The organism is Solibacillus sp. FSL K6-4121, from assembly GCF_038002585.1.
GTDB classification, from domain to species: Bacteria; Bacillota; Bacilli; order Bacillales_A; family Planococcaceae; genus Solibacillus; species Solibacillus faecavium.
The window spans coordinates 885296-905000 of the sequence record NZ_JBBOCS010000001.1; the positions used below are offsets into that span (position 1 = coordinate 885296).

Genomic DNA, 19705 nt, shown 5'->3' on the forward strand with positions numbered 1-19705 from the left:
GATGAAAATTCGCTCTGCTGTTTTACGTTCATCAGGTGTAACAAAGCCGTATGCGAAAAGTAAACCAATCCATATAGAAGAAATTGAATTGGATGCCCCCCAGGAAGGCGAAGTATTAATCCAGATTAAAGCGGCAAGTCTTTGTCATTCGGATTTGTCTGTAATTAATGGGAGCCGTCCACGCCCTTTACCAATGGCATTAGGTCATGAAGCAGCCGGTATTGTTAAAGAGGTAGGTCCAGGTGTTGTGAATTTCAAGCAAGGTGACAAAGTAATTTGTGTATTTGTGCCGAGTTGTGGGCGTTGTGTTCCGTGCGCGGAAGGACGTCCAGCCTTATGTGAACCAGGTGCAAAAGCTAACGGAGATGGTACGTTAATTGGTGGCGGAGTACGCCTCCATGCAGGCGATGAAAACATTGGTCATCACGTTGGCGTTTCTGCCTTTTCTGAGTATGCAGTCGTTTCGCAAAATTCGCTTGTGAAAGTAGACGAAGATTTGCCATTTGAAAAGTTAGCGCTTTTTGGTTGTGCCGTTATTACCGGTGTAGGAGCTGTTGTCAATACAGCAAAAGTTCAACTAGGGACAACAGTGGCAGTTGTCGGTTTAGGTGGAATTGGTTTAAGCGCATTGCTCGGGGCAATTACAGCAGGCGCGCGTGAAATCATTGCAATTGATATTAATGAAAAGAAACTGGAGCAAGCAAAGGAATTAGGAGCAACAGCAGTCTTTAACTCACAAGATGCAGATGTGGTGGAACAAGTGAAAGCTTATACAAATGGCGGTGTTGACTATGCCTTTGAAACAGCGGGAGTAGTTCCAGCAATGGAAGTAGCTTATGCAATTACAAAGCGCGGGGGCACAACAACGACAACAGGATTACCTCACCCAGAGCACCAATTTTCGTTTCCCTATGTGACACTCACAGCAGAAGAGAAAACTATAAAAGGTTCTTATGTAGGGAGTTGTGTTCCAATGAGAGATATTCCGCATTATTTGCATATGATGAAATCCGGTAAACTACCAGTGGACCAATTGTTATCCAATATTATTCCTTTGGATGAAATTAATGAGGGCTTTGATTTATTAGCTACAGGGGATAATTCCCGAATCATTATTAAAATGGATTAATCGATGTGGAGATATAAAACGACGAAACAATTATAAGGAAACGTTTCGTCGTTTTTGTATGTTCAGAAGTACATAAAGTACAATCCAAATACTAAAGATAACCCCGGCTAAACTCAATAAGTAACCGGAAGCGCCAAATGCATCATAAAGCCACTGGAGGGGTGTTCCTTTTACTGGTCGATTTAAAAACATAAAATTCGTTTGAAATCGTGCATTGTAATAATAAATAGCTGGTACCGTAATGAGTAAGAGCAACACCGAGCGCCAAATATCCCGGAATGTAGTATGTAGCTGATGCTCTCTGATTAATGGACAAATAAAGGCTACGAGTAAGGCATGAAACACAAAGCTGTGGATGTGTAAAAATCCTCCAACCGGATCTGCTGTCCAACCAGGGAATAATAGAGCAATTGCAGCCCCTGGTAAAGTAAGTGTATAAAGTAGTGTAGCTGATGTTCGGTTTGAAAAGTAAGCATGCCAACCAGTAATAAAAATACCGAGCCCACATAAATGGAGTGGCGGGCTCCAATAGGAATATTGTTTCGTAACAATTAAGTAAATTTGCTTCGTTATTTCCAAAAACAGCAACAGCCAAAAAATTGATTTTTGATAGAGCTGTTGCTGTTTACTAGAAATATAATGATAACCATATATTGAAATAATTAAAAACAAACTAATAAAAATAAGCCATGTTACATGAATGGAATCAAAAATAACAAATCCGCCCACCGTACCACCTACTTTTCTTGTTGTTGTTTACGCAATAATTTCTCTTGTTTTTTACGTTCGCGCAAAGCCTTGAAAAAGTCCGTTAAAATTTGGCCACATTCATCTCCTAATATACCTTCTGTAACCTCACATTCATGATTAAACCGTTGATCATTTAATAAACGATATAACGAGTCAACACAACCTGCTTTAATATCACGTGCACCATAAACTATGCGAGGTATGCGTGATTGGAGAATAGCACCTGCGCACATGGGGCAAGGTTCCAATGTTACATACAGTGTTGTTTCCTCTAAACGCCAGCTGCCTATTTTTTTGCAGGCTTCTTGAATTGCCATGCTTTCTGCGTGTGTTAGAGCGTTTTGTGTTGTTTCCCGTAAATTATGTGCCCGTGCAATAATTTCATTTTTATATACAATGACAGCACCGATTGGGACTTCGCCAAGGGCAGCTGCCTTTTTTGCTTCTTCTAATGCCTCTTGCATGTAATAGCGATCGTTATGTTCGCGCATTTATCTATCACTCCTTATATTCAGTTTAGCATGAGTTGAAATGCTTAGGCGACTATAGAATTAATCGTGCTATGATGAAGGAAAAGCTTGAAGGAGTATTATTATGAATTCATTTCAAACAATAGAAGAAGTGAACAGTTATTTTGAAAAGCAGTTGGAGCATTTATATGAAAAGTACACGGCACAATTAGAAACCGTTGAGAAAAATAAATTGCAAATCTATACGACTTTACAATGGCAGTATGAAGAGCAATTAATCGCACTGGAACAACGGAAGCAAAATGAAGAAAATGACCTTAAACAAAATTGTGCTCTTGCAGTGGACAAAATAAAATTACTATTTGAAAATAGAAAACAAATTATCTTAGAAAAATATGAAAGTGACTATAGTGAAGAAGTTAAAGGCTACAAACAAAATAAGGTAGAGTTGCTGGAGCAAATGCAAGCGGAAGAACTTGCAGTATTTAAAAACTATCAGCATCAACAAGTGGAGAAAAGTAGGCGTCTCATAACCGACTTTGAACAGAGGTTGGGTGATTTACATTCTGCGCTTTTCGACATAAGTGAAATATATGAGCAGCAATTTAGTATCCTGGAAGAGAAACATGAGGAGAAGTGTGAATTAATTGAGCAAAAGCGTGATGAAGCTATTGAAAAGCTCCTGGATAGCGAGATAGCATCACAAAACCAGCTCGAGAATCAATTGTTTGAGAAATTACAGGATTTAAATGAAAAAATCGACCAACAGCAAGATACTTTAGAACGGGATTTCATAGAAAAGGAACATTCACTTGAAGAGATGGTGAACACTGAATGTGAAAAGATTGAAGTAGACTATGAACAAAAATGTAATAAAGTATATGAACAACAAGAACAGGCACTTGCTCAATTCGATTGAATGATTCATGTTTGGAACAGCTTTTTTCATGATTTCAGTAAAATAAAATAGTTTGTTTTGTTGTCTATTAGTCATTGTGATAAAATGAAAAGCATTGACTATAAAAAGAGAAGGAGCACTTCTAATGTCTGTGCCATTTATAACAGTAGAAGGTCCGATTGGTGTTGGGAAGACCTCATTATCTAAGGCCGTATCACAAACGTTTGATTATCATTTATTAAAAGAGATTGTAGATGAAAATCCATTTCTAGGTAAGTTTTATGAAGATATTAATGAATGGAGCTTCCAGACCGAAATGTTTTTCCTGTGCAATCGTTATAAGCAATTATCTGATATTCATGAGATTATTGAAGCGCAAGGTCCGGTAGTGGCTGATTATCATATTTTTAAAAATTTAATTTTTGCGAAACGTACTTTAAAGGCGTCAGAATATGAAAAGTACGAATCTATTTATAAAATTTTAACGGCAGATATGCCAAAGCCAAACATGGTCATTTATTTACATGCAAGCTTGGATACTTTAATGAAACGAATTGCGATGCGCGGTCGTGAAGTAGAAAAGAATATCACACGTGAATATATGGAACAACTTTCAAGTGATTATCATGAGTTTATTGGGCATTTTGAAAAGATGCATCCAGAGATTCCTGTTATCTCGCTTAATGGGGATGAGCTTGATTTTGTAAAGAACGAAGAAGATTTACAGTATGTACTACGAGTAGTAGAGGAAAAGTTACAACAAAGGAGTTTGCATCAGAAATGAACTTAAGAGAGAAGTACAATATTCCTGCGAATGCGGTCATTACAATTGCAGGAACAGTTGGTGTCGGGAAATCGACAATGACAAATGCATTATCACAGAGCTTAAATTTCCGCACATCATATGAAAAGGTCGATACAAACCCTTATTTAGATAAATTTTATGATGACTTTGAAAAATGGAGCTTCCATTTACAAATATACTTTTTAGCTGAGCGTTTTAAAGAACAGAAACGTATATTTGAATATGGCGGTGGCTTTATTCAAGACCGTTCTATTTATGAAGATACAGGTATTTTTGCAAAGATGCATTATGACAAAGGCACAATGTCACCAACAGATTATGAGACATATACAAACCTTTTTGATGCCATGGTCATGACACCTTATTTCCCGCATCCGGATTTGCTTGTCTATTTAGAGGGACCGATTGACGATGTCATTGGTCGTATCCAGGAACGTGGACGTGAGATGGAGCAGCAAACGCCTCATACTTACTGGCAGGAAATGCATGGACGCTATGAAGACTGGATTAATAACTTCAATGCGTGCCCTGTATTGCGCATTGATATAAATGACTACGATTTAATGAAAAATCCTGATCAAGTAGAAGACGTTGTAGCACGTATTGGTTATATGCTAGAGCAAACAAGCCATCTAAGAAAATAATGAAAAAAGACTGATTTCTGTATCATGACGGAAATCGGTCTTTCTTTATTTTATTAAAAGAATAATAAAGATGGGAATCATAACAAGAAAAAATACGAAAGAGCTCCATAAAATCTGCTTACCGGTCGACATATTTTTAGGTTTTATATTAATCATTTCATACAATTCATTAACTGCACGTTGTTCTTTTTCAAAAAGTATTTTTTGAAAAGAGGCGTAATTTTCAATATAGGAAGCCGGATTTTCGAAATGAAAGCGAATGGCACGTATATCATCCGTAACATCCTTATCTCCATGAAGATAAGTAATTGTCGGCGCAATTCCCCCTGTTAACTTAGCTGTAACATGTATATCAAAAGTCTTCATTTTATAAACAGTTTCACCAACATCATTTGTTACAACTTCAATGAGTCGATTGTTCATGATTAATCCTCCTTTTAAGTAGTATCAGTATTCCCAATCTGTATAAATTTGTAACGAGTATAAAAAATATTGTAAAAAAAAAGTTATTTCGTTTATGCTAAAAGTGTTTATGAATTTTATGATTTGTAACATTATAGCGAAAAGGGGATGGAAATATGACTTTAAGAATAGTAGAACGATTAGTTGTTTTACCAACGACGGCAATTTCCGATGCAACAGGGGGGCATACGAATGTTGCAGCATCAATTAAACCGCTGGCCGATCATTTTAAAATTGCGGGACGTGCACTAACGGTACGATTACCGGACGGGGAAAACGGGGCTGTTTTGGAAGCGATTAGTCAAGCAGAAAAGGGAGATATTTTAGTTATCGATGCAAAGGGTAATACAAATCGTGCAGTTGCAGGTGATTTCGTCATGCAGCTTGCACAAGGCGTCGGAGTACAGGGATTTGTAGTCGACGGGGTCATACGGGATTTAGCAGCTGCACGAGCTATTAATTTTCCTGTATTTGCATTAGGAACAACAGTAGCAGCAGGTAATAAACATGGCGGTGGTACGGTTGGGGGACCTGTATCAGTAGGTGGAGTGGCCGTTCAAAATGGTGATTATATCGTTGGTGATATTGATGGGGTAATTGTCATTCCACAAAAAGATATCCATCAGATAATAGAAGCTGCAGAAGCAAAAGTGGCAAAGGATGAAGCGCGGGAACATGAAGCTTTACATAATGGCGAAGCATCCATACGAGCTTACTTATCGAAAGTTGTAAAATAAAAAAACGCCGTAGTGTGTTGTATCTCACTACGGCGTTTTCATATCTTTATTTTAAGTTTGCAGCTTGATACTCGGCAAATTGCTTCTCGTCGAAACGTTTTTCCCATTTTGCCATAACAAGTGCAGCTAATGTGTTACCTACTACGTTTACAGCTGTACGAGCCATATCAAGAATACGGTCAATACCTGCGATGAATGCTAAACCTTCAAGTGGAATACCTACAGATCCTAATGTTGCAAGAAGTACTACGAATGATACCCCAGGAACACCGGCAATCCCTTTAGATGTTACCATTAATACAAACATTAATGTAATTTGTTCTACTATTGAAAGTTCGATACCGTACATTTGAGCAATGAAAAGTGCTGCAATTGCCTGGTAAAGTGTCGAGCCGTCTAAGTTGAATGAGTAACCTGTTGGAATAACGAATGATACGATATCCTTTGGTGCACCCATCTTTTCTGTTTTTAACATAATGCGAGGTAATACTGTCTCTGATGAAGATGTAGAGAATGCCAGTAATAACTCATCTTTAATCATGCGAATCAATTTAAAAATATTAATACCGAAAATACGGGCTGTAATACCCAATACAACAATTACAAAGAAAATCATTGCTGCATATACTAAAATGGCTAATTTACCTAACGGAATAAGGGATTCTACACCGAATTTGGAAACGGTTACACCGATAAGTGCAAATACCCCAACTGGTGCGAATTTCATTACTAAGTTTGTTACCCAGAACATGGCGTCTGCTGTACCTTGGAAGAATGCGAGTACAGGTTTCCCTCGTTCTCCAATGGCTGCTACACCTAAACCGAAAATTACAGAGAAGAAGATAATTGCAAGCATATCGCCTTCAGCCATAGCGTTGATGATATTTTTTGGTACAATATCAACAATGATTTGGAAAGTTCCTTTTGCTTCTTCTTGTTCTGATGTTTCTACATAAGAAGAAATATCTGTTTGCTGCAACTCATTCATATCAATTCCAGCACCTGGTTGGAATAGATTTGCTGCTAATAAACCAACAACAATGGCTACTGTTGTAATAACTTCAAAATAAATAAGTGTTTTACCGCCAAGACGACCTAATTGCTTCATGTCACCAGTTCCGGCAACACCAACGATTAGTGTCGAAATAATAATCGGTACCACGATCATCTTAATTAAGTTTAAGAATATATCGCCAAGTGGCTGTAAATATGATTGTACATTTTCGTCACCAAAGAATACTGCCCCAACGATAACACCAAGTACAAGACCGATTAAAATTTGAGCAGCTAAACTAATTTTTAGCTTTTTCAAAATATAGTTCCCCCTAAAAATTTAGATTCAGGACTAGCCTAAAATTAATTTTATTGCATACCTACAAAATCCGACAAAATCCGACTAATCAACTTTACTAATAATTTCAGAATATAATACTTGAATGAATTTTTTGATATTTACCTTTGCCTTTCGTTGGTCATTATTTTCAATTTGCTTCATCAAATACCGGATATCGGTTAAATCGAAATAGCGGGGAGTATAGTATTCAAATTCAGAGTTTGTATAGTCGACAATTCCCATATTGGCTAAGTTAATCATGGCAGCTAATATCGTTCGACGCACACGCTGTTCTATCGCTTTACTCTCTTTTAAAATGTCATCGGGTGTATTTTTCGTCAGCATTGCTACACGTTCATAGACCTCTTTTAACGGAGGGAGGGGAGCGATTTTATGCTTTTCAATTAACAGTTGTTCAATTATTTTAATAATATCCTCACTGCCAACTTCAGCGACAATCCCCATATCATTTAAGATGGACTGTATATGTTCGCGTGTTGTTTTTTTAGTATGAGTCACTTCTGTAATATTAAAATTTGTTAAAGATTGGCGGATAACTTCAAGAGAATTTTTCAATAAATATTGCTCTGTCGTCCGTTTTAAGACCATTTGCACTTCAACTTTGTTAATAGGTTTATGGATGAAAAATTCAATCCCTTTTGAATAGCCATCTGCCACCATTTCTTTATTGACCACTTGCGAAATCATAATAAAGTGGCCTTTAAATCCATTTTGCAAAAGGCGTTCAATTGTTTCAATACCATCCAACTTAGGCATTAATAGATCGATTAATACGAATTCCGGTTGCATCATTAAAATTTGAGGAATTGCATCAAGACCGTTTTTTGCCTCTCCGATGACAGTCCCAAGTTCACAGTCGTTGATAATATTACTAAGCATCGCCCGACTTGCCCGGTCGTCATCTACTATAAAATAACGCATTAGAAAATCTCCTTTTGAATATTTTTAGAAGGAATTTGTACAATAAAGCAAGTTGAAGTGTCACTCGTTATGTGAATTTTTCCTTCTAGGTTTTCGACAATTGTTTTTGTATGAGACAGACCAATTCCTGTGGAGCCTTGTCCTTGTTCATTGAATTTCGATGTATAGCCTGGATCGAATATAACAGGAATAAGTGATTCTTCGATGCCAATGCCATTGTCTTCTACGATAAAAGTTGTCGTTTCTTTTTCGACCGTAACACTTACCGTAACAAACCCGCTTTTTTCAATTGCTTCTACGGCATTTGCCACTAAATTATTTAAAATAGCAAAAAGGGCAATATGCTTTTTTGTTACAAAATCTTCTGGACATATTAGTGTAAACGAAATAGATTTATTTAAATATTTTGCGTAGCTTTCATTAGCTTCTACAATAAAAGCTAAAATATCCGTTAATAAGAATTTGGATGGATAATTTTGATTTGTAATTTTTGAAAGACCTGCATAAATGCGCTCATGATCCTTTTTAACCTCATGAATTTCTTGGGCAATATATAAAGCTTCTAACGCATGCTTTTCTTCGGTTGTTTTTAGCTTTTTATAAAGCTGATAACTATTTGCGGTAAGTTGTTCAATTTGATTCATTGTCTTTTGTAAATAGAGTGCTTCAACATATAAATCGGAATGAATGGTCATCAGTTGCTTTAACTGCTTTTTCTGTTCCGACATAGTAATAATGCTATAGATACCGACAACGAAAAAACTACGTAATAATCCAACTACGCTAAACAGTAAGAAAGAAATAACTAACGTTTCTTGATCAGAGGCAAGGAGTATTTCCGTTAAAATATACTCGACCATATTGGAAACAACCTCAAATAATGCGCCTAATAAACCAAGAATAAACGGTTGTTTTTTTATTTCATCCAATGCAATTAGTTTAAAGCATAGCGCAAAGGTAATATAAAAAAATCCTGCCGGTATATGTTCAAGTAGTTGAACAGCAAGATCTTGGCCGTAAATTAAAAAGTCCAATATCGATCGGCTAATAATAACAACTATTCCAGTTAAAAGACCTGTTGATAAAATTGGCAATGGTCGAGTTAATAATACAAAGAAAAAAATAATACTCCCTAATCCAAAACGAAATGGTCCGTCTTCAAAGGGAATAAACTTTATTTCGCTACCTATAGCCGTTAAACACGCTACAAGCAGTATAAAGAGAAATAAATTCATTGATTTTATTCGAGGTAGAGTCGATTCCAAAGTAATATACCGCCTTTAAAAGCCTGTTTTAAGAGTTAATTGTACCTGAAAAGCAAAAATAAATACAAAAAGTACTATTTCTAACAGATAGAAATAGTACTTAAATGATTTTTTATATAAAAAAAACCGCACAATAGCTGTAGCGGAATAATGTTAAAAATATGGAGGAGGTAGAGGGATTCGAACCCCCGCGCGGTGTTACCCGCCTGTCGGTTTTCAAGACCGATCCCTTCAGCCGGACTTGGGTATACCTCCAAATATAAGCTGTCTTTTCGACAAAGATTAATTTATCACGAAATAAATTTCACGTCAATAAAATTTATGCAAAAAAACGATATTTTTTTAAAATGGTAAAAATTAATTGGGACATATCATTGCATTTTTATTGCTTGCTTAGTATACTAATACTTGCCGTGCTAGATGGGGAGGTAGCGGTGCCCTGTAACTTGCAATCCGCTCTAGCAAGATTGAATTCCTTTTCTGAGGCTGTCCGTATTGTTTGGTCTGCCTTTTGCACGTAGTGTTGACGGTTGGGTCCTGCGCAATAAGTACCCATGAACCATGTCAGGTCCGGAAGGAAGCAGCATTAAGTGGAATCACTTATGTGCCGCGGGGTAGCCTAACCCGAGCTAACGACAAGAGTAACGCTTATGTGCGGCAGTCGAAGAAAGGTGCACGGTATTAACTTACCAACTCAAACGCACTCATCAAAATTTGATGGGTGCGTTTTTTTATTTGTATGAAGTATATTCGTTTGATTTCAAAAGAGTTTCCTATTACTTTGTGCTATACTAAATTTATAGATTTTTATTACGAAAGGAGAGGGAAAGGTTGACGTATCAAGCATTTTATCGTGTTTATAGACCACAGTCATTTCGTGAAATGTCTGGGCAAACACATGTGAAGAGGACCCTTCAAAATGCTCTCCTTGCAAGCAAAACGACACATGCCTATTTATTTTCTGGTCCACGCGGGACAGGTAAGACAAGTACTGCGAAAATTTTTGCAAAAGCTTTAAACTGTGAAAATGCTCCAGCAAGTGAGCCATGTAATGAGTGTGCGACCTGTGTAAGTATTACTGAAGGATCACATACGGATGCTATTGAATTCGATGCAGCTTCTAACTCTAGAGTGGAAGAAATGCGCGATATTATAGAAAAGGTACGCTTTGCCCCAGCGAATGCACGCTTTAAAGTGTATATTATTGATGAGGTGCATATGCTTTCCACAAGTGCATTTAACGCTTTACTAAAAACACTTGAGGAACCACCTGAGCATGCAGTGTTTATATTGGCTACGACAGAGCCGCATAAATTACCAGCGACGATTATTTCCCGTTGTCAGCGTTTTGATTTTAAGCGACTTTCTTCTATAGATATAGTAGAGCGTATGAAGGTTGTGTTGGAAGACATCGGTATGGGATACGATGAGCAAGCGTTAAAAGCAATTGCACAAGCTGCAGCTGGTGGTATGCGTGATGCACTAAGTTTACTTGATCAAGTCGTATCATTCAGTAATGAGCATGTTCAGTTGGAAGATGTACTCCTTGTAACAGGTTCTGTTAGCCAAGATGCATTTTATGATATTGCCAACTCACTTTTACAAAAGGAAGTTGCACAAGTACTAAGCAGTGTGGAAAATTTAATTGCAGATGGAAAAGAGCCGTTACGTTTGGCTGAAGACTTCATTACATTTTTCCGGGACTTACTGCTTTTGAAAACAGACGGTACATTAGAGGAACTATTGGAGTTTATTGCACCTGAAGATAAATTTTTAGCTTTAGCTGAGCACTTTGATGCAAGTACACTATATGGCTTTATCGATATTCTAGCGAAAACGCAACAAGAGATGCGTTTTTCACATCACACGAAAATTTATTTAGAAACAGCACTTCTAAAAATGGCGCAGTATAAAGCATCACCACAAGGGGCAACGGCAGTAGACCCTGCAATCGAAGGGAAAGTGGCTTCACTTGAAAATCGTTTAGGTCAACTGACACAGCAACTTCAAAGTGGAGGTGGAGGAGCGCCCGTTCAACAAAATGAGCAACCTCGTCAACGTGTACGTCCACAAGGTAATCAATACAATGCCCCAACAGGTCGTATTCAAGAAGTCTTAAAAACAGCAACAAAAACAGATTTACAAAAAGTGAAATCGGCTTGGGCGATCAGTTTATCAAGCTTACAAAAGTCACATGCTGCTTTATTGGCAGATGCAGAGCCAGTTGCCGCAAATGCAAGTGCTTTTGTGATAAAATTCAAGTATGATATACATTGTCAAATGGTAGCAGACAACAGTGCTCTTGTTTCATTGTTTACACAAAGGATAGCGTCTGAAGTAGGGGTACATTATGAACTATTATGTATTCCGGAATCAGCTTGGGTTCGTCTTCGGGAAAGTTTCATTCAGGAAAATGGGTTAAATCAGAAAAATTCCGGAATGACTGATGGTGATGCCACAACCGATTTATCGGATGAGCCTTCTTCTATGGATGAAGTTCAAATGATGGAAACACAAGATCCACTTGTAACGGAAGCTGAAAAGCAATTTGGAAAAGACTTTGTTGAGGTTATCGAAGAATAATTGAACATTTAAAGGAGGAAATTAATATGCGTGGTATGGGTAATATGCAAGGTATGATGAAAAAAATGCAAAAAATGCAAAAAGAAATGATGGAAGCACAAGAGGCTTTAAATGCAGAGTTATTTGAAGGTACTGCTGGTGGCGGTATGGTCAAAGTTGTAATGAACGGTCAGCGCCAAGTGTTGGAGGTAAATTTAGATGAATCTGTAGTTGATCCAGAAGATATCGAAATGTTACAAGATTTAATTATTATCGCTACGAACGAAGCACTTAAAAAAGTAGAAGAAACAACAAATTCTACAATGGGCAAATTCACACAAGGGATGAACCTTCCTTTCTAATTTGAAACATGTAGAAATAAGAGCACATCTCAAGCTTTGGGATGTGCCTTTTTATAGGAGGGAATAGAATGCATTATCCAGAGCCGATATCCAGGCTAATCGACAGCTTTATGAAATTACCAGGGATTGGACCTAAAACTGCTGCCCGTTTAGCATTTCACGTTTTAACGATGAAAGAAGATACAGTATCAACATTCGCTAAAGCACTGATTGATGCAAAACGTAATTTACTATATTGCTCACAATGCGGTCATATAACAGATATAGATCCTTGTCATATTTGTTCAGATAAACAACGAGATATTTCTACCATTTGTGTCGTGCAAGATCCAAAAGATGTTATTGCTATGGAAAAAATGCGTGACTATCAAGGGCTTTATCATGTACTGCATGGAGCGATTTCACCAATGGACGGTATTGGACCAGAGGATATTAATGTGGCTTCGCTATTAGCGCGTTTGCACGATGAACGTGTACAAGAATTAATTTTAGCGACTAATCCTACTATTGAAGGTGAAGCGACAGCGATGTATATCTCCCGTCTCGTTAAACCATCCGGACTTCGAACAACTCGTATTGCACATGGCTTACCTGTTGGTGGGGACTTGGAATACGCTGATGAAGTTACATTATCGAAAGCATTAGAAGGAAGACGAGAGTTATAAGCAGGGGGAAGCACGATGTTATTTTCACGTAAAGGGAAGCTCAAAAAAGAATTCGATGAAAAGTTAGTTTCTTCTATTAAAGAGACAAAGGGAACTTTGCAAAATGCAAAAGTAATTGAAGGATTAACGGACGACTATAATCTAGATGTAATTGCTGAACGAAAAAAAGCTGAAAGCATCCATTACTATTTATATAAAGAAGCACGTGTACGTCGTGTATTAATTAAATAATCTTTTAGAAATAAGAATCGAAGCAGATGCATATGTTACCACTAAATGAAAAAAGGATGGTGCTATGCGATACATAGTTATAGCTATGATCTGTTTTGTTGTCTTATTTCTTTTTTTCTTAAACAAAGAGAGCCGCGGGAAAGTATGGGAGTACTTTGCATGGTTTTGGTTTAAAATAGCGGCTGTTATCGTTGTCTTATTTATAGGTAATTTAATAATGGGGGCCAGCGGTGTTCTTTTTCACGTTCCGATTAATTTTTTCTCTGTACTGATGATTGCAGTTTTAGGTCTCCCTGGGGTGATGTGTGTTAGTTTATTAATATTAATGAAATAAAATTAATAAAAAGTATTGCTAACTTAATAATATCGTGATATATTATTATAAGTCGCAACGACGACAACACATTATAAAAAAACATTCAAAAAAGTTGTTGACAAAGCAATTGAATGAATGGTATGATATAAAAGTTGTCATAACAGATAGCGCAATGAACCTTGAAAACTGAACAAGCAACGTTAATGAAACAAGCTTCTTAAATGAAGCAAACAATAGATTTCAACTTTTAATTAAGTTGAATCGCTAGCAAAGCAAATGAGCTTTCAAACTACTTTTATGGAGAGTTTGATCCTGGCTCAGGACGAACGCTGGCGGCGTGCCTAATACATGCAAGTCGAGCGGATGATGAGAGAAGCTTGCTTCTCTCTGATTTAGCGGCGGACGGGTGAGTAACACGTGGGTAACCTACCTTATAGATTGGGATAACTCCGGGAAACCGGGGCTAATACCGAATAACACTTTTAAACACATGTTTGAAAGTTGAAAGACGGTTTCGGCTGTCACTATAAGATGGACCCGCGGCGCATTAGCTAGTTGGTGAGGTAACGGCTCACCAAGGCAACGATGCGTAGCCGACCTGAGAGGGTGATCGGCCACACTGGGACTGAGACACGGCCCAGACTCCTACGGGAGGCAGCAGTAGGGAATCTTCCACAATGGACGAAAGTCTGATGGAGCAACGCCGCGTGAGTGAAGAAGGATTTCGGTTCGTAAAACTCTGTTGCAAGGGAAGAACAAGTAGCGTAGTAACTGGCGCTACCTTGACGGTACCTTGTTAGAAAGCCACGGCTAACTACGTGCCAGCAGCCGCGGTAATACGTAGGTGGCAAGCGTTGTCCGGAATTATTGGGCGTAAAGCGCGCGCAGGTGGTTCCTTAAGTCTGATGTGAAAGCCCCCGGCTCAACCGGGGAGGGTCATTGGAAACTGGGGAACTTGAGTGCAGAAGAGGATAGTGGAATTCCAAGTGTAGCGGTGAAATGCGTAGAGATTTGGAGGAACACCAGTGGCGAAGGCGACTGTCTGGTCTGTAACTGACACTGAGGCGCGAAAGCGTGGGGAGCAAACAGGATTAGATACCCTGGTAGTCCACGCCGTAAACGATGAGTGCTAAGTGTTGGGGGGTTTCCGCCCCTCAGTGCTGCAGCTAACGCATTAAGCACTCCGCCTGGGGAGTACGGTCGCAAGACTGAAACTCAAAGGAATTGACGGGGGCCCGCACAAGCGGTGGAGCATGTGGTTTAATTCGAAGCAACGCGAAGAACCTTACCAGGTCTTGACATCCCGGTGACCACTATGGAGACATAGTTTCCCCTTCGGGGGCAACGGTGACAGGTGGTGCATGGTTGTCGTCAGCTCGTGTCGTGAGATGTTGGGTTAAGTCCCGCAACGAGCGCAACCCTTATTCTTAGTTGCCATCATTCAGTTGGGCACTCTAAGGAGACTGCCGGTGATAAACCGGAGGAAGGTGGGGATGACGTCAAATCATCATGCCCCTTATGACCTGGGCTACACACGTGCTACAATGGACGATACAAACGGTTGCCAACCCGCGAGGGGGAGCTAATCCGATAAAATCGTTCTCAGTTCGGATTGTAGGCTGCAACTCGCCTACATGAAGCCGGAATCGCTAGTAATCGCGGATCAGCATGCCGCGGTGAATACGTTCCCGGGCCTTGTACACACCGCCCGTCACACCACGAGAGTTTGTAACACCCGAAGTCGGTGAGGTAACCTTTATGGAGCCAGCCGCCGAAGGTGGGATAGATGATTGGGGTGAAGTCGTAACAAGGTAGCCGTATCGGAAGGTGCGGCTGGATCACCTCCTTTCTAAGGATTATTTCGGAATCATTCTCATGGAGAATGAAACATTAACGTTTGCTGTTCAGTTTTGAAGGTTCATTCTTAATTGAATGAGATACTTCAAAACTTCGTTCTTTGAAAACTGGATAAAACGACATTGAAAGCAATAAAACAAATTTCTATTTTATAGAAATGTAACAAGTCAAGCAATTGACGTGTAAACTTAAATCTTGGATTTTATCCAAGTGTTAACTTTTGGTTAAGTTAATAAGGGCGCACGGTGGATGCCTTGGCACTAGGAGTCGATGAAGGACGGCACTAACACCGATATGCCTCGGGGAGCTGTAAGTAAGCTTTGATCCGGGGATTTCCGAATGGGGGAACCCACTATCTTTAATCGGATAGTATCTACACGTGAATACATAGCGTGATGAGGACAGACGCAGGGAACTGAAACATCTAAGTACCTGCAGGAACAGAAAGAAAATTCGATTCCCTGAGTAGCGGCGAGCGAAACGGGAAGAGCCCAAACCAAAGAGCTTGCTCTTTGGGGTTGTAGGACACTCTATACGGAGTTACAAAAGAATGAGTTAGACGAAGCGACTTGGAAAGGTCCGCGAAACAAGGTAAAAGCCCTGTAGTCAAAAGTTCATTCCCTCCAGAGTGTATCCTGAGTACGGCGGAACACGTGAAATTCCGTCGGAATCCGGGAGGACCATCTCCCAAGGCTAAATACTACCTAGTGACCGATAGTGAACCAGTACCGTGAGGGAAAGGTGAAAAGCACCCCGGAAGGGGAGTGAAATAGATCCTGAAACCGTGTGCCTACAAGTAGTTAGAGCCCGTTAATGGGTGATAGCGTGCCTTTTGTAGAATGAACCGGCGAGTTACGATTACGTGCGAGGTTAAGTTGAGAAGACGGAGCCGCAGCGAAAGCGAGTCTGAATAGGGCGAATTAGTACGTGGTCGTAGACCCGAAACCAGGTGATCTACCCATGTCCAGGGTGAAGGTGAGGTAACACTCACTGGAGGCCCGAACCCACGCACGTTGAAAAGTGCGGGGATGAGGTGTGGGTAGCGGAGAAATTCCAATCGAACCTGGAGATAGCTGGTTCTCTCCGAAATAGCTTTAGGGCTAGCCTCGTGATTGAGAATACCGGAGGTAGAGCACTGTTTGGACTAGGGGGGCATCTCGCTTTACCGAATTCAGACAAACTCCGAATGCCGGATATTTATACACGGGAGTCAGACTGCGAGTGATAAGATCCGTAGTCAAGAGGGAAACAGCCCAGACCACCAGCTAAGGTCCCCAAGTAATCGTTAAGTGGAAAAGGATGTGGCGTTGCTTAGACAACCAGGATGTTGGCTTAGAAGCAGCCATCATTTAAAGAGTGCGTAATAGCTCACTGGTCGAGTGACGCTGCGCCGAAAATGTATCGGGGCTAAACGATTCACCGAAGCTGTGGATGCATACTTTGAGTATGCGTGGTAGGAGAGCGTTCTAATAGCGTTGAAGTCAGACCGGAAGGACTGGTGGAGCGATTAGAAGTGAGAATGCCGGTATGAGTAGCGAAACATGGGTGAGAATCCCATGCACCGTATGACTAAGGTTTCCTGAGGAAGGCTCGTCCGCTCAGGGTTAGTCGGGACCTAAGCCGAGGCCGATAGGCGTAGGCGATGGACAACAGGTTGATATTCCTGTACCACCTCCTCACCGTTTGAGAAATGGGGGGACGCAGTAGGATAGGGTAAGCACGCCGTTGGTTGCGCGTGTTCAAGCAGTAAGGCGTGTATGTAGGCAAATCCGCATACTATAACGTTGAGCTGTGATGACGAGCTCTTTAGAGCGAAGTTCCTGATTTCACACTGCCAAGAAAAGCCTCTATCGAGGTGAGAGGTGCCCGTACCGCAAACCGACACAGGTAGTCGAGGAGAGAATCCTAAGGTGTGCGAGAGAACTCTCGTTAAGGAACTCGGCAAAATGACCCCGTAACTTCGGGAGAAGGGGTGCTTCTTTGGGTGCATAGCCTAGAGAAGCCGCAGTGAATAGGCCCAGGCGACTGTTTAGCAAAAACACAGGTCTCTGCAAAACCGTAAGGTGACGTATAGGGGCTGACGCCTGCCCGGTGCTGGAAGGTTAAGAGGAGCGGTTAGCGCAAGCGAAGCTGTGAATTGAAGCCCCAGTAAACGGCGGCCGTAACTATAACGGTCCTAAGGTAGCGAAATTCCTTGTCGGGTAAGTTCCGACCCGCACGAAAGGCGTAACGATCTGGGCACTGTCTCAACGAGAGACTCGGTGAAATTATAGTACCTGTGAAGATGCAGGTTACCCGCGACAGGACGGAAAGACCCCGTGGAGCTTTACTGTAGCCTGATATTGAATTTTGGTACAACTTGTACAGGATAGGTAGGAGCCAGAGATCCCGGAGCGCCAGCTTCGGAGGAGGCGTCGGTGGGATACTACCCTGGTTGTATTGAACTTCTAACCCATGCCCCTTAGCGGGGTAGGAGACAGTGTCAGGCGGACAGTTTGACTGGGGCGGTCGCCTCCTAAAGAGTAACGGAGGCGCCCAAAGGTTCCCTCAGAATGGTTGGAAATCATTCGAAGAGTGTAAAGGCATAAGGGAGCTTGACTGCGAGACCTACAAGTCGAGCAGGGTCGAAAGACGGGCTTAGTGATCCGGTGGTTCCGCATGGAAGGGCCATCGCTCAACGGATAAAAGCTACCCCGGGGATAACAGGCTTATCTCCCCCAAGAGTCCACATCGACGGGGAGGTTTGGCACCTCGATGTCGGCTCATCGCATCCTGGGGCTGTAGTCGGTCCCAAGGGTTGGGCTGTTCGCCCATTAAAGCGGTACGCGAGCTGGGTTCAGAACGTCGTGAGACAGTTCGGTCCCTATCCGTCGTGGGCGTAGGAAATTTGAGAGGAGCTGTCCTTAGTACGAGAGGACCGGGATGGACACACCGCTGGTGTACCAGTTGTCTTGCCAAAGGCATCGCTGGGTAGCTATGTGTGGACGGGATAAGTGCTGAAAGCATCTAAGCATGAAGCCCCCCTCAAGATGAGATTTCCCATTACGCAAGTAAGTAAGACCCCTGAAAGACGATCAGGTAGATAGGTTCGAGGTGGAAGTGCGGTGACGCATGTAGCTGACGAATACTAATCGGTCGAGGACTTAACCACATTTTATTGCACAACTCAATGAAACGTTTATCCAGTTTTGAAAGAATGATTCTTTCTACAGGTTTCGTAAGAAGCCCTATAGTGAAGTGATGATGGCAAAGAGGTCACACCCGTTCCCATACCGAACACGGAAGTTAAGCTCTTTAGCGCCGATGGTAGTTGGGGGCTTCCCCCTGTGAGAGTAGGACGTCGCTTCGCACACGCAAAACCACTGAATTTTCAGTGGTTTTTTTGTTGTTTAAAAATTTATTTTATAATATTGATACTTAAGTAGTTGTTGGGTATTTAAAAGATTTATGTTATTACATTCAATTTTGTCCGAGGAAATAAAAAATGGAAGGTCTGGGTGTATTATGAAATGACGAAACAACGGGAAGGTTTAGACTATACTTAATACAACTGGTAATTTACTTTTTTATTCTGGTGGATATTTATATGTTTTTAGGTGAGTATGATTTATCAATTTAACTTCAGGTCCAGAAGATATTTCATAGGTCATCCTATCCTTTCCTACTGGAATATACTGACCGCCATCTGTAGGTTCAATAACAAATGTAATTTGCATTTGAAAGCCTCGAAAATGATTTCTTCTTGTTTTAATTAATTCAATTTTCCATGGAGTAACATGAGGAGAAAAAGCCTTTGAAATCTCCGGATAATAATATTCAGTCAAATCCTTTTCTATATAGGGAGTAAGCATTAGCATAAGCATATCTTGTAATTTAAGCTCTTCAGAATCATGAGTTAGTTTATTTGATGAAACTGTTGTTGATTGAAAAGGAGTAATAAGAGCCAGGAATAGTATAAAAACTGATAACATCTTTTTCATTCTTTTAATACACCTCTTTAAAGCTTTATCATTTAATTGTATTATCACCTTTTTCGAATAAGGTATGTGCTGCTTATATCATAAGGTTTTAAAGTCTCTTCAACTACTGGACAGTTTAGTGGAAGAATAATTTAAAGGTTCCGGGGGAAAATACTCATTAATTAAATCTATATTAAGGGAGTGTTCTATGCGGGATATGCTTGTAATTTTATCTTCTTTTGTTTTTCTTAGTTTACACATTAATTACGATCAGGTGGTTGCGGAAAAATCCTTGAAGTTAACAGTAATCTCAGAAAA

At 40.3% G+C, this 19705-nt stretch carries 18 protein-coding genes, 1 tRNA gene, 3 rRNA genes and 1 other RNA gene (1 of these 23 only partly in view); 15 read left to right on the forward strand and 8 right to left on the reverse strand.

Annotated features, from left to right (window positions below; all coding sequences use genetic code 11):
* Position 1 precedes the first annotated feature (1 nt).
* Positions 2–1129, forward strand: a complete 1128-nt coding sequence (locus tag MHH95_RS04490) for a zinc-dependent alcohol dehydrogenase family protein (protein WP_340726579.1) — start codon at positions 2–4, stop codon at positions 1127–1129.
* Between the two features lie 30 nt (positions 1130–1159).
* Here the strand turns inward: MHH95_RS04490 and MHH95_RS04495 are convergent, their stop codons facing one another.
* Positions 1160–1858, reverse strand: a complete 699-nt coding sequence (locus tag MHH95_RS04495; protein WP_340726580.1) for a YwaF family protein — start codon at positions 1856–1858, stop codon at positions 1160–1162.
* An 8-nt stretch (positions 1859–1866) separates the two neighbouring features.
* On the reverse strand, positions 1867–2370 hold the full coding sequence (tadA, locus tag MHH95_RS04500; RefSeq protein ID WP_340726581.1) for a tRNA adenosine(34) deaminase TadA: 504 nt from the start codon (positions 2368–2370) through the stop codon (positions 1867–1869).
* 103 nt (positions 2371–2473) lie between these two features.
* Here tadA and MHH95_RS04505 point away from each other — a divergent pair, with 103 nt between their 5' ends.
* The 3 genes from MHH95_RS04505 (at position 2474) to MHH95_RS04515 (ending at position 4696) form a co-directional block, all read left to right on the forward strand.
* Entirely contained in the window at positions 2474–3268 is a 795-nt protein-coding gene (locus MHH95_RS04505) for a hypothetical protein (RefSeq protein ID WP_340726582.1), read from the forward strand.
* 124 nt (positions 3269–3392) lie between these two features.
* Entirely contained in the window at positions 3393–4031 is a 639-nt protein-coding gene (locus MHH95_RS04510; RefSeq protein WP_340726583.1) for a deoxynucleoside kinase, read from the forward strand.
* Positions 4028–4696 carry a deoxynucleoside kinase gene (locus MHH95_RS04515; protein ID WP_191701850.1) on the forward strand — a complete coding sequence of 223 codons (669 nt, stop codon included), beginning with the start codon at positions 4028–4030 and terminating at the stop codon, positions 4694–4696. Before MHH95_RS04510 ends, MHH95_RS04515 begins: the two co-directional genes overlap by 4 nt.
* A gap of 45 nt (positions 4697–4741) precedes the next feature.
* Here the strand turns inward: MHH95_RS04515 and MHH95_RS04520 are convergent, their stop codons facing one another.
* On the reverse strand, positions 4742–5119 hold the full coding sequence (locus tag MHH95_RS04520; protein WP_340726584.1) for a sodium:proton antiporter: 378 nt from the start codon (positions 5117–5119) through the stop codon (positions 4742–4744).
* Between the two features lie 155 nt (positions 5120–5274).
* Between MHH95_RS04520 and MHH95_RS04525 the strand changes: the two genes are divergently transcribed.
* Positions 5275–5895: an RraA family protein gene (locus MHH95_RS04525; protein WP_340726585.1), complete on the forward strand. Its 621-nt coding sequence runs from the start codon at positions 5275–5277 to the stop codon at positions 5893–5895.
* Positions 5896–5941: 46 nt separating this feature from the next.
* Here the strand turns inward: MHH95_RS04525 and MHH95_RS04530 are convergent, their stop codons facing one another.
* The 4 genes from MHH95_RS04530 to MHH95_RS04545 form a co-directional block, all read right to left on the reverse strand.
* Positions 5942–7210, reverse strand: a complete 1269-nt coding sequence (locus MHH95_RS04530) for a cation:dicarboxylate symporter family transporter (RefSeq protein ID WP_340727305.1) — start codon at positions 7208–7210, stop codon at positions 5942–5944.
* An 81-nt stretch (positions 7211–7291) separates the two neighbouring features.
* Complete coding sequence (locus tag MHH95_RS04535; RefSeq protein WP_340726586.1) at positions 7292–8170, reverse strand: response regulator; 879 nt, start codon at positions 8168–8170, stop codon at positions 7292–7294.
* On the reverse strand, positions 8170–9405 hold the full coding sequence (locus tag MHH95_RS04540) for an ATP-binding protein (protein ID WP_340726587.1): 1236 nt from the start codon (positions 9403–9405) through the stop codon (positions 8170–8172). Before MHH95_RS04540 ends, MHH95_RS04535 begins: the two co-directional genes overlap by 1 nt.
* Before the next feature lie 192 nt (positions 9406–9597).
* Positions 9598–9690: transfer RNA gene (locus tag MHH95_RS04545), tRNA-Ser, on the reverse strand.
* 156 nt (positions 9691–9846) lie between these two features.
* On the opposite strand from MHH95_RS04545, the gene ffs reads away from it, so the two are divergent.
* The 9 genes from ffs (at position 9847) to rrf (ending at position 18777) form a co-directional block, all read left to right on the forward strand.
* An RNA gene (ffs, locus tag MHH95_RS04550) (signal recognition particle sRNA large type) lies at positions 9847–10114 on the forward strand.
* A gap of 152 nt (positions 10115–10266) precedes the next feature.
* Positions 10267–12018, forward strand: a complete 1752-nt coding sequence (dnaX, locus tag MHH95_RS04555) for a DNA polymerase III subunit gamma/tau (RefSeq protein ID WP_340726588.1) — start codon at positions 10267–10269, stop codon at positions 12016–12018.
* 26 nt (positions 12019–12044) lie between these two features.
* Complete coding sequence (locus MHH95_RS04560; protein ID WP_191701844.1) at positions 12045–12359, forward strand: YbaB/EbfC family nucleoid-associated protein; 315 nt, start codon at positions 12045–12047, stop codon at positions 12357–12359.
* 68 nt (positions 12360–12427) lie between these two features.
* The gene (gene recR, locus MHH95_RS04565; RefSeq protein ID WP_191701843.1) at positions 12428–13024 is read left to right on the forward strand and encodes a recombination mediator RecR; all 597 of its coding nucleotides are present in this window, start codon (positions 12428–12430) and stop codon (positions 13022–13024) included.
* A gap of 15 nt (positions 13025–13039) precedes the next feature.
* Positions 13040–13255 (forward strand): YaaL family protein, encoded by a 216-nt coding sequence (locus MHH95_RS04570; RefSeq protein ID WP_191701842.1) that lies wholly within the window; start codon positions 13040–13042, stop codon positions 13253–13255.
* A gap of 64 nt (positions 13256–13319) precedes the next feature.
* A complete protein-coding gene (locus MHH95_RS04575; RefSeq protein ID WP_191701841.1) occupies positions 13320–13589 on the forward strand; it encodes a pro-sigmaK processing inhibitor BofA family protein in 270 nt (89 codons plus the stop codon).
* Positions 13590–13865: 276 nt separating this feature from the next.
* Positions 13866–15420, forward strand: a 16S ribosomal RNA gene (locus MHH95_RS04580).
* Between the two features lie 230 nt (positions 15421–15650).
* Positions 15651–18579, forward strand: a 23S ribosomal RNA gene (locus MHH95_RS04585).
* Positions 18580–18661: 82 nt separating this feature from the next.
* Positions 18662–18777 (forward strand): 5S ribosomal RNA (rrf, locus tag MHH95_RS04590).
* The 16S, 23S and 5S rRNA genes sit together here, the layout of an rRNA operon.
* 217 nt (positions 18778–18994) lie before the next feature.
* Here the strand turns inward: rrf and MHH95_RS04595 are convergent.
* Positions 18995–19408: a DUF3888 domain-containing protein gene (locus MHH95_RS04595; RefSeq protein ID WP_340726589.1), complete on the reverse strand. Its 414-nt coding sequence runs from the start codon at positions 19406–19408 to the stop codon at positions 18995–18997.
* A gap of 187 nt (positions 19409–19595) precedes the next feature.
* Between MHH95_RS04595 and MHH95_RS04600 the strand changes: the two genes are divergently transcribed.
* Positions 19596–19705: the beginning of a DUF3888 domain-containing protein gene (locus MHH95_RS04600; protein WP_340726590.1), read on the forward strand. 688 nt of this gene lie beyond the right edge of the window; the window shows 110 of its 798 coding nt (coding positions 1–110); it begins with the start codon at positions 19596–19598; the stop codon falls past the right edge of the window.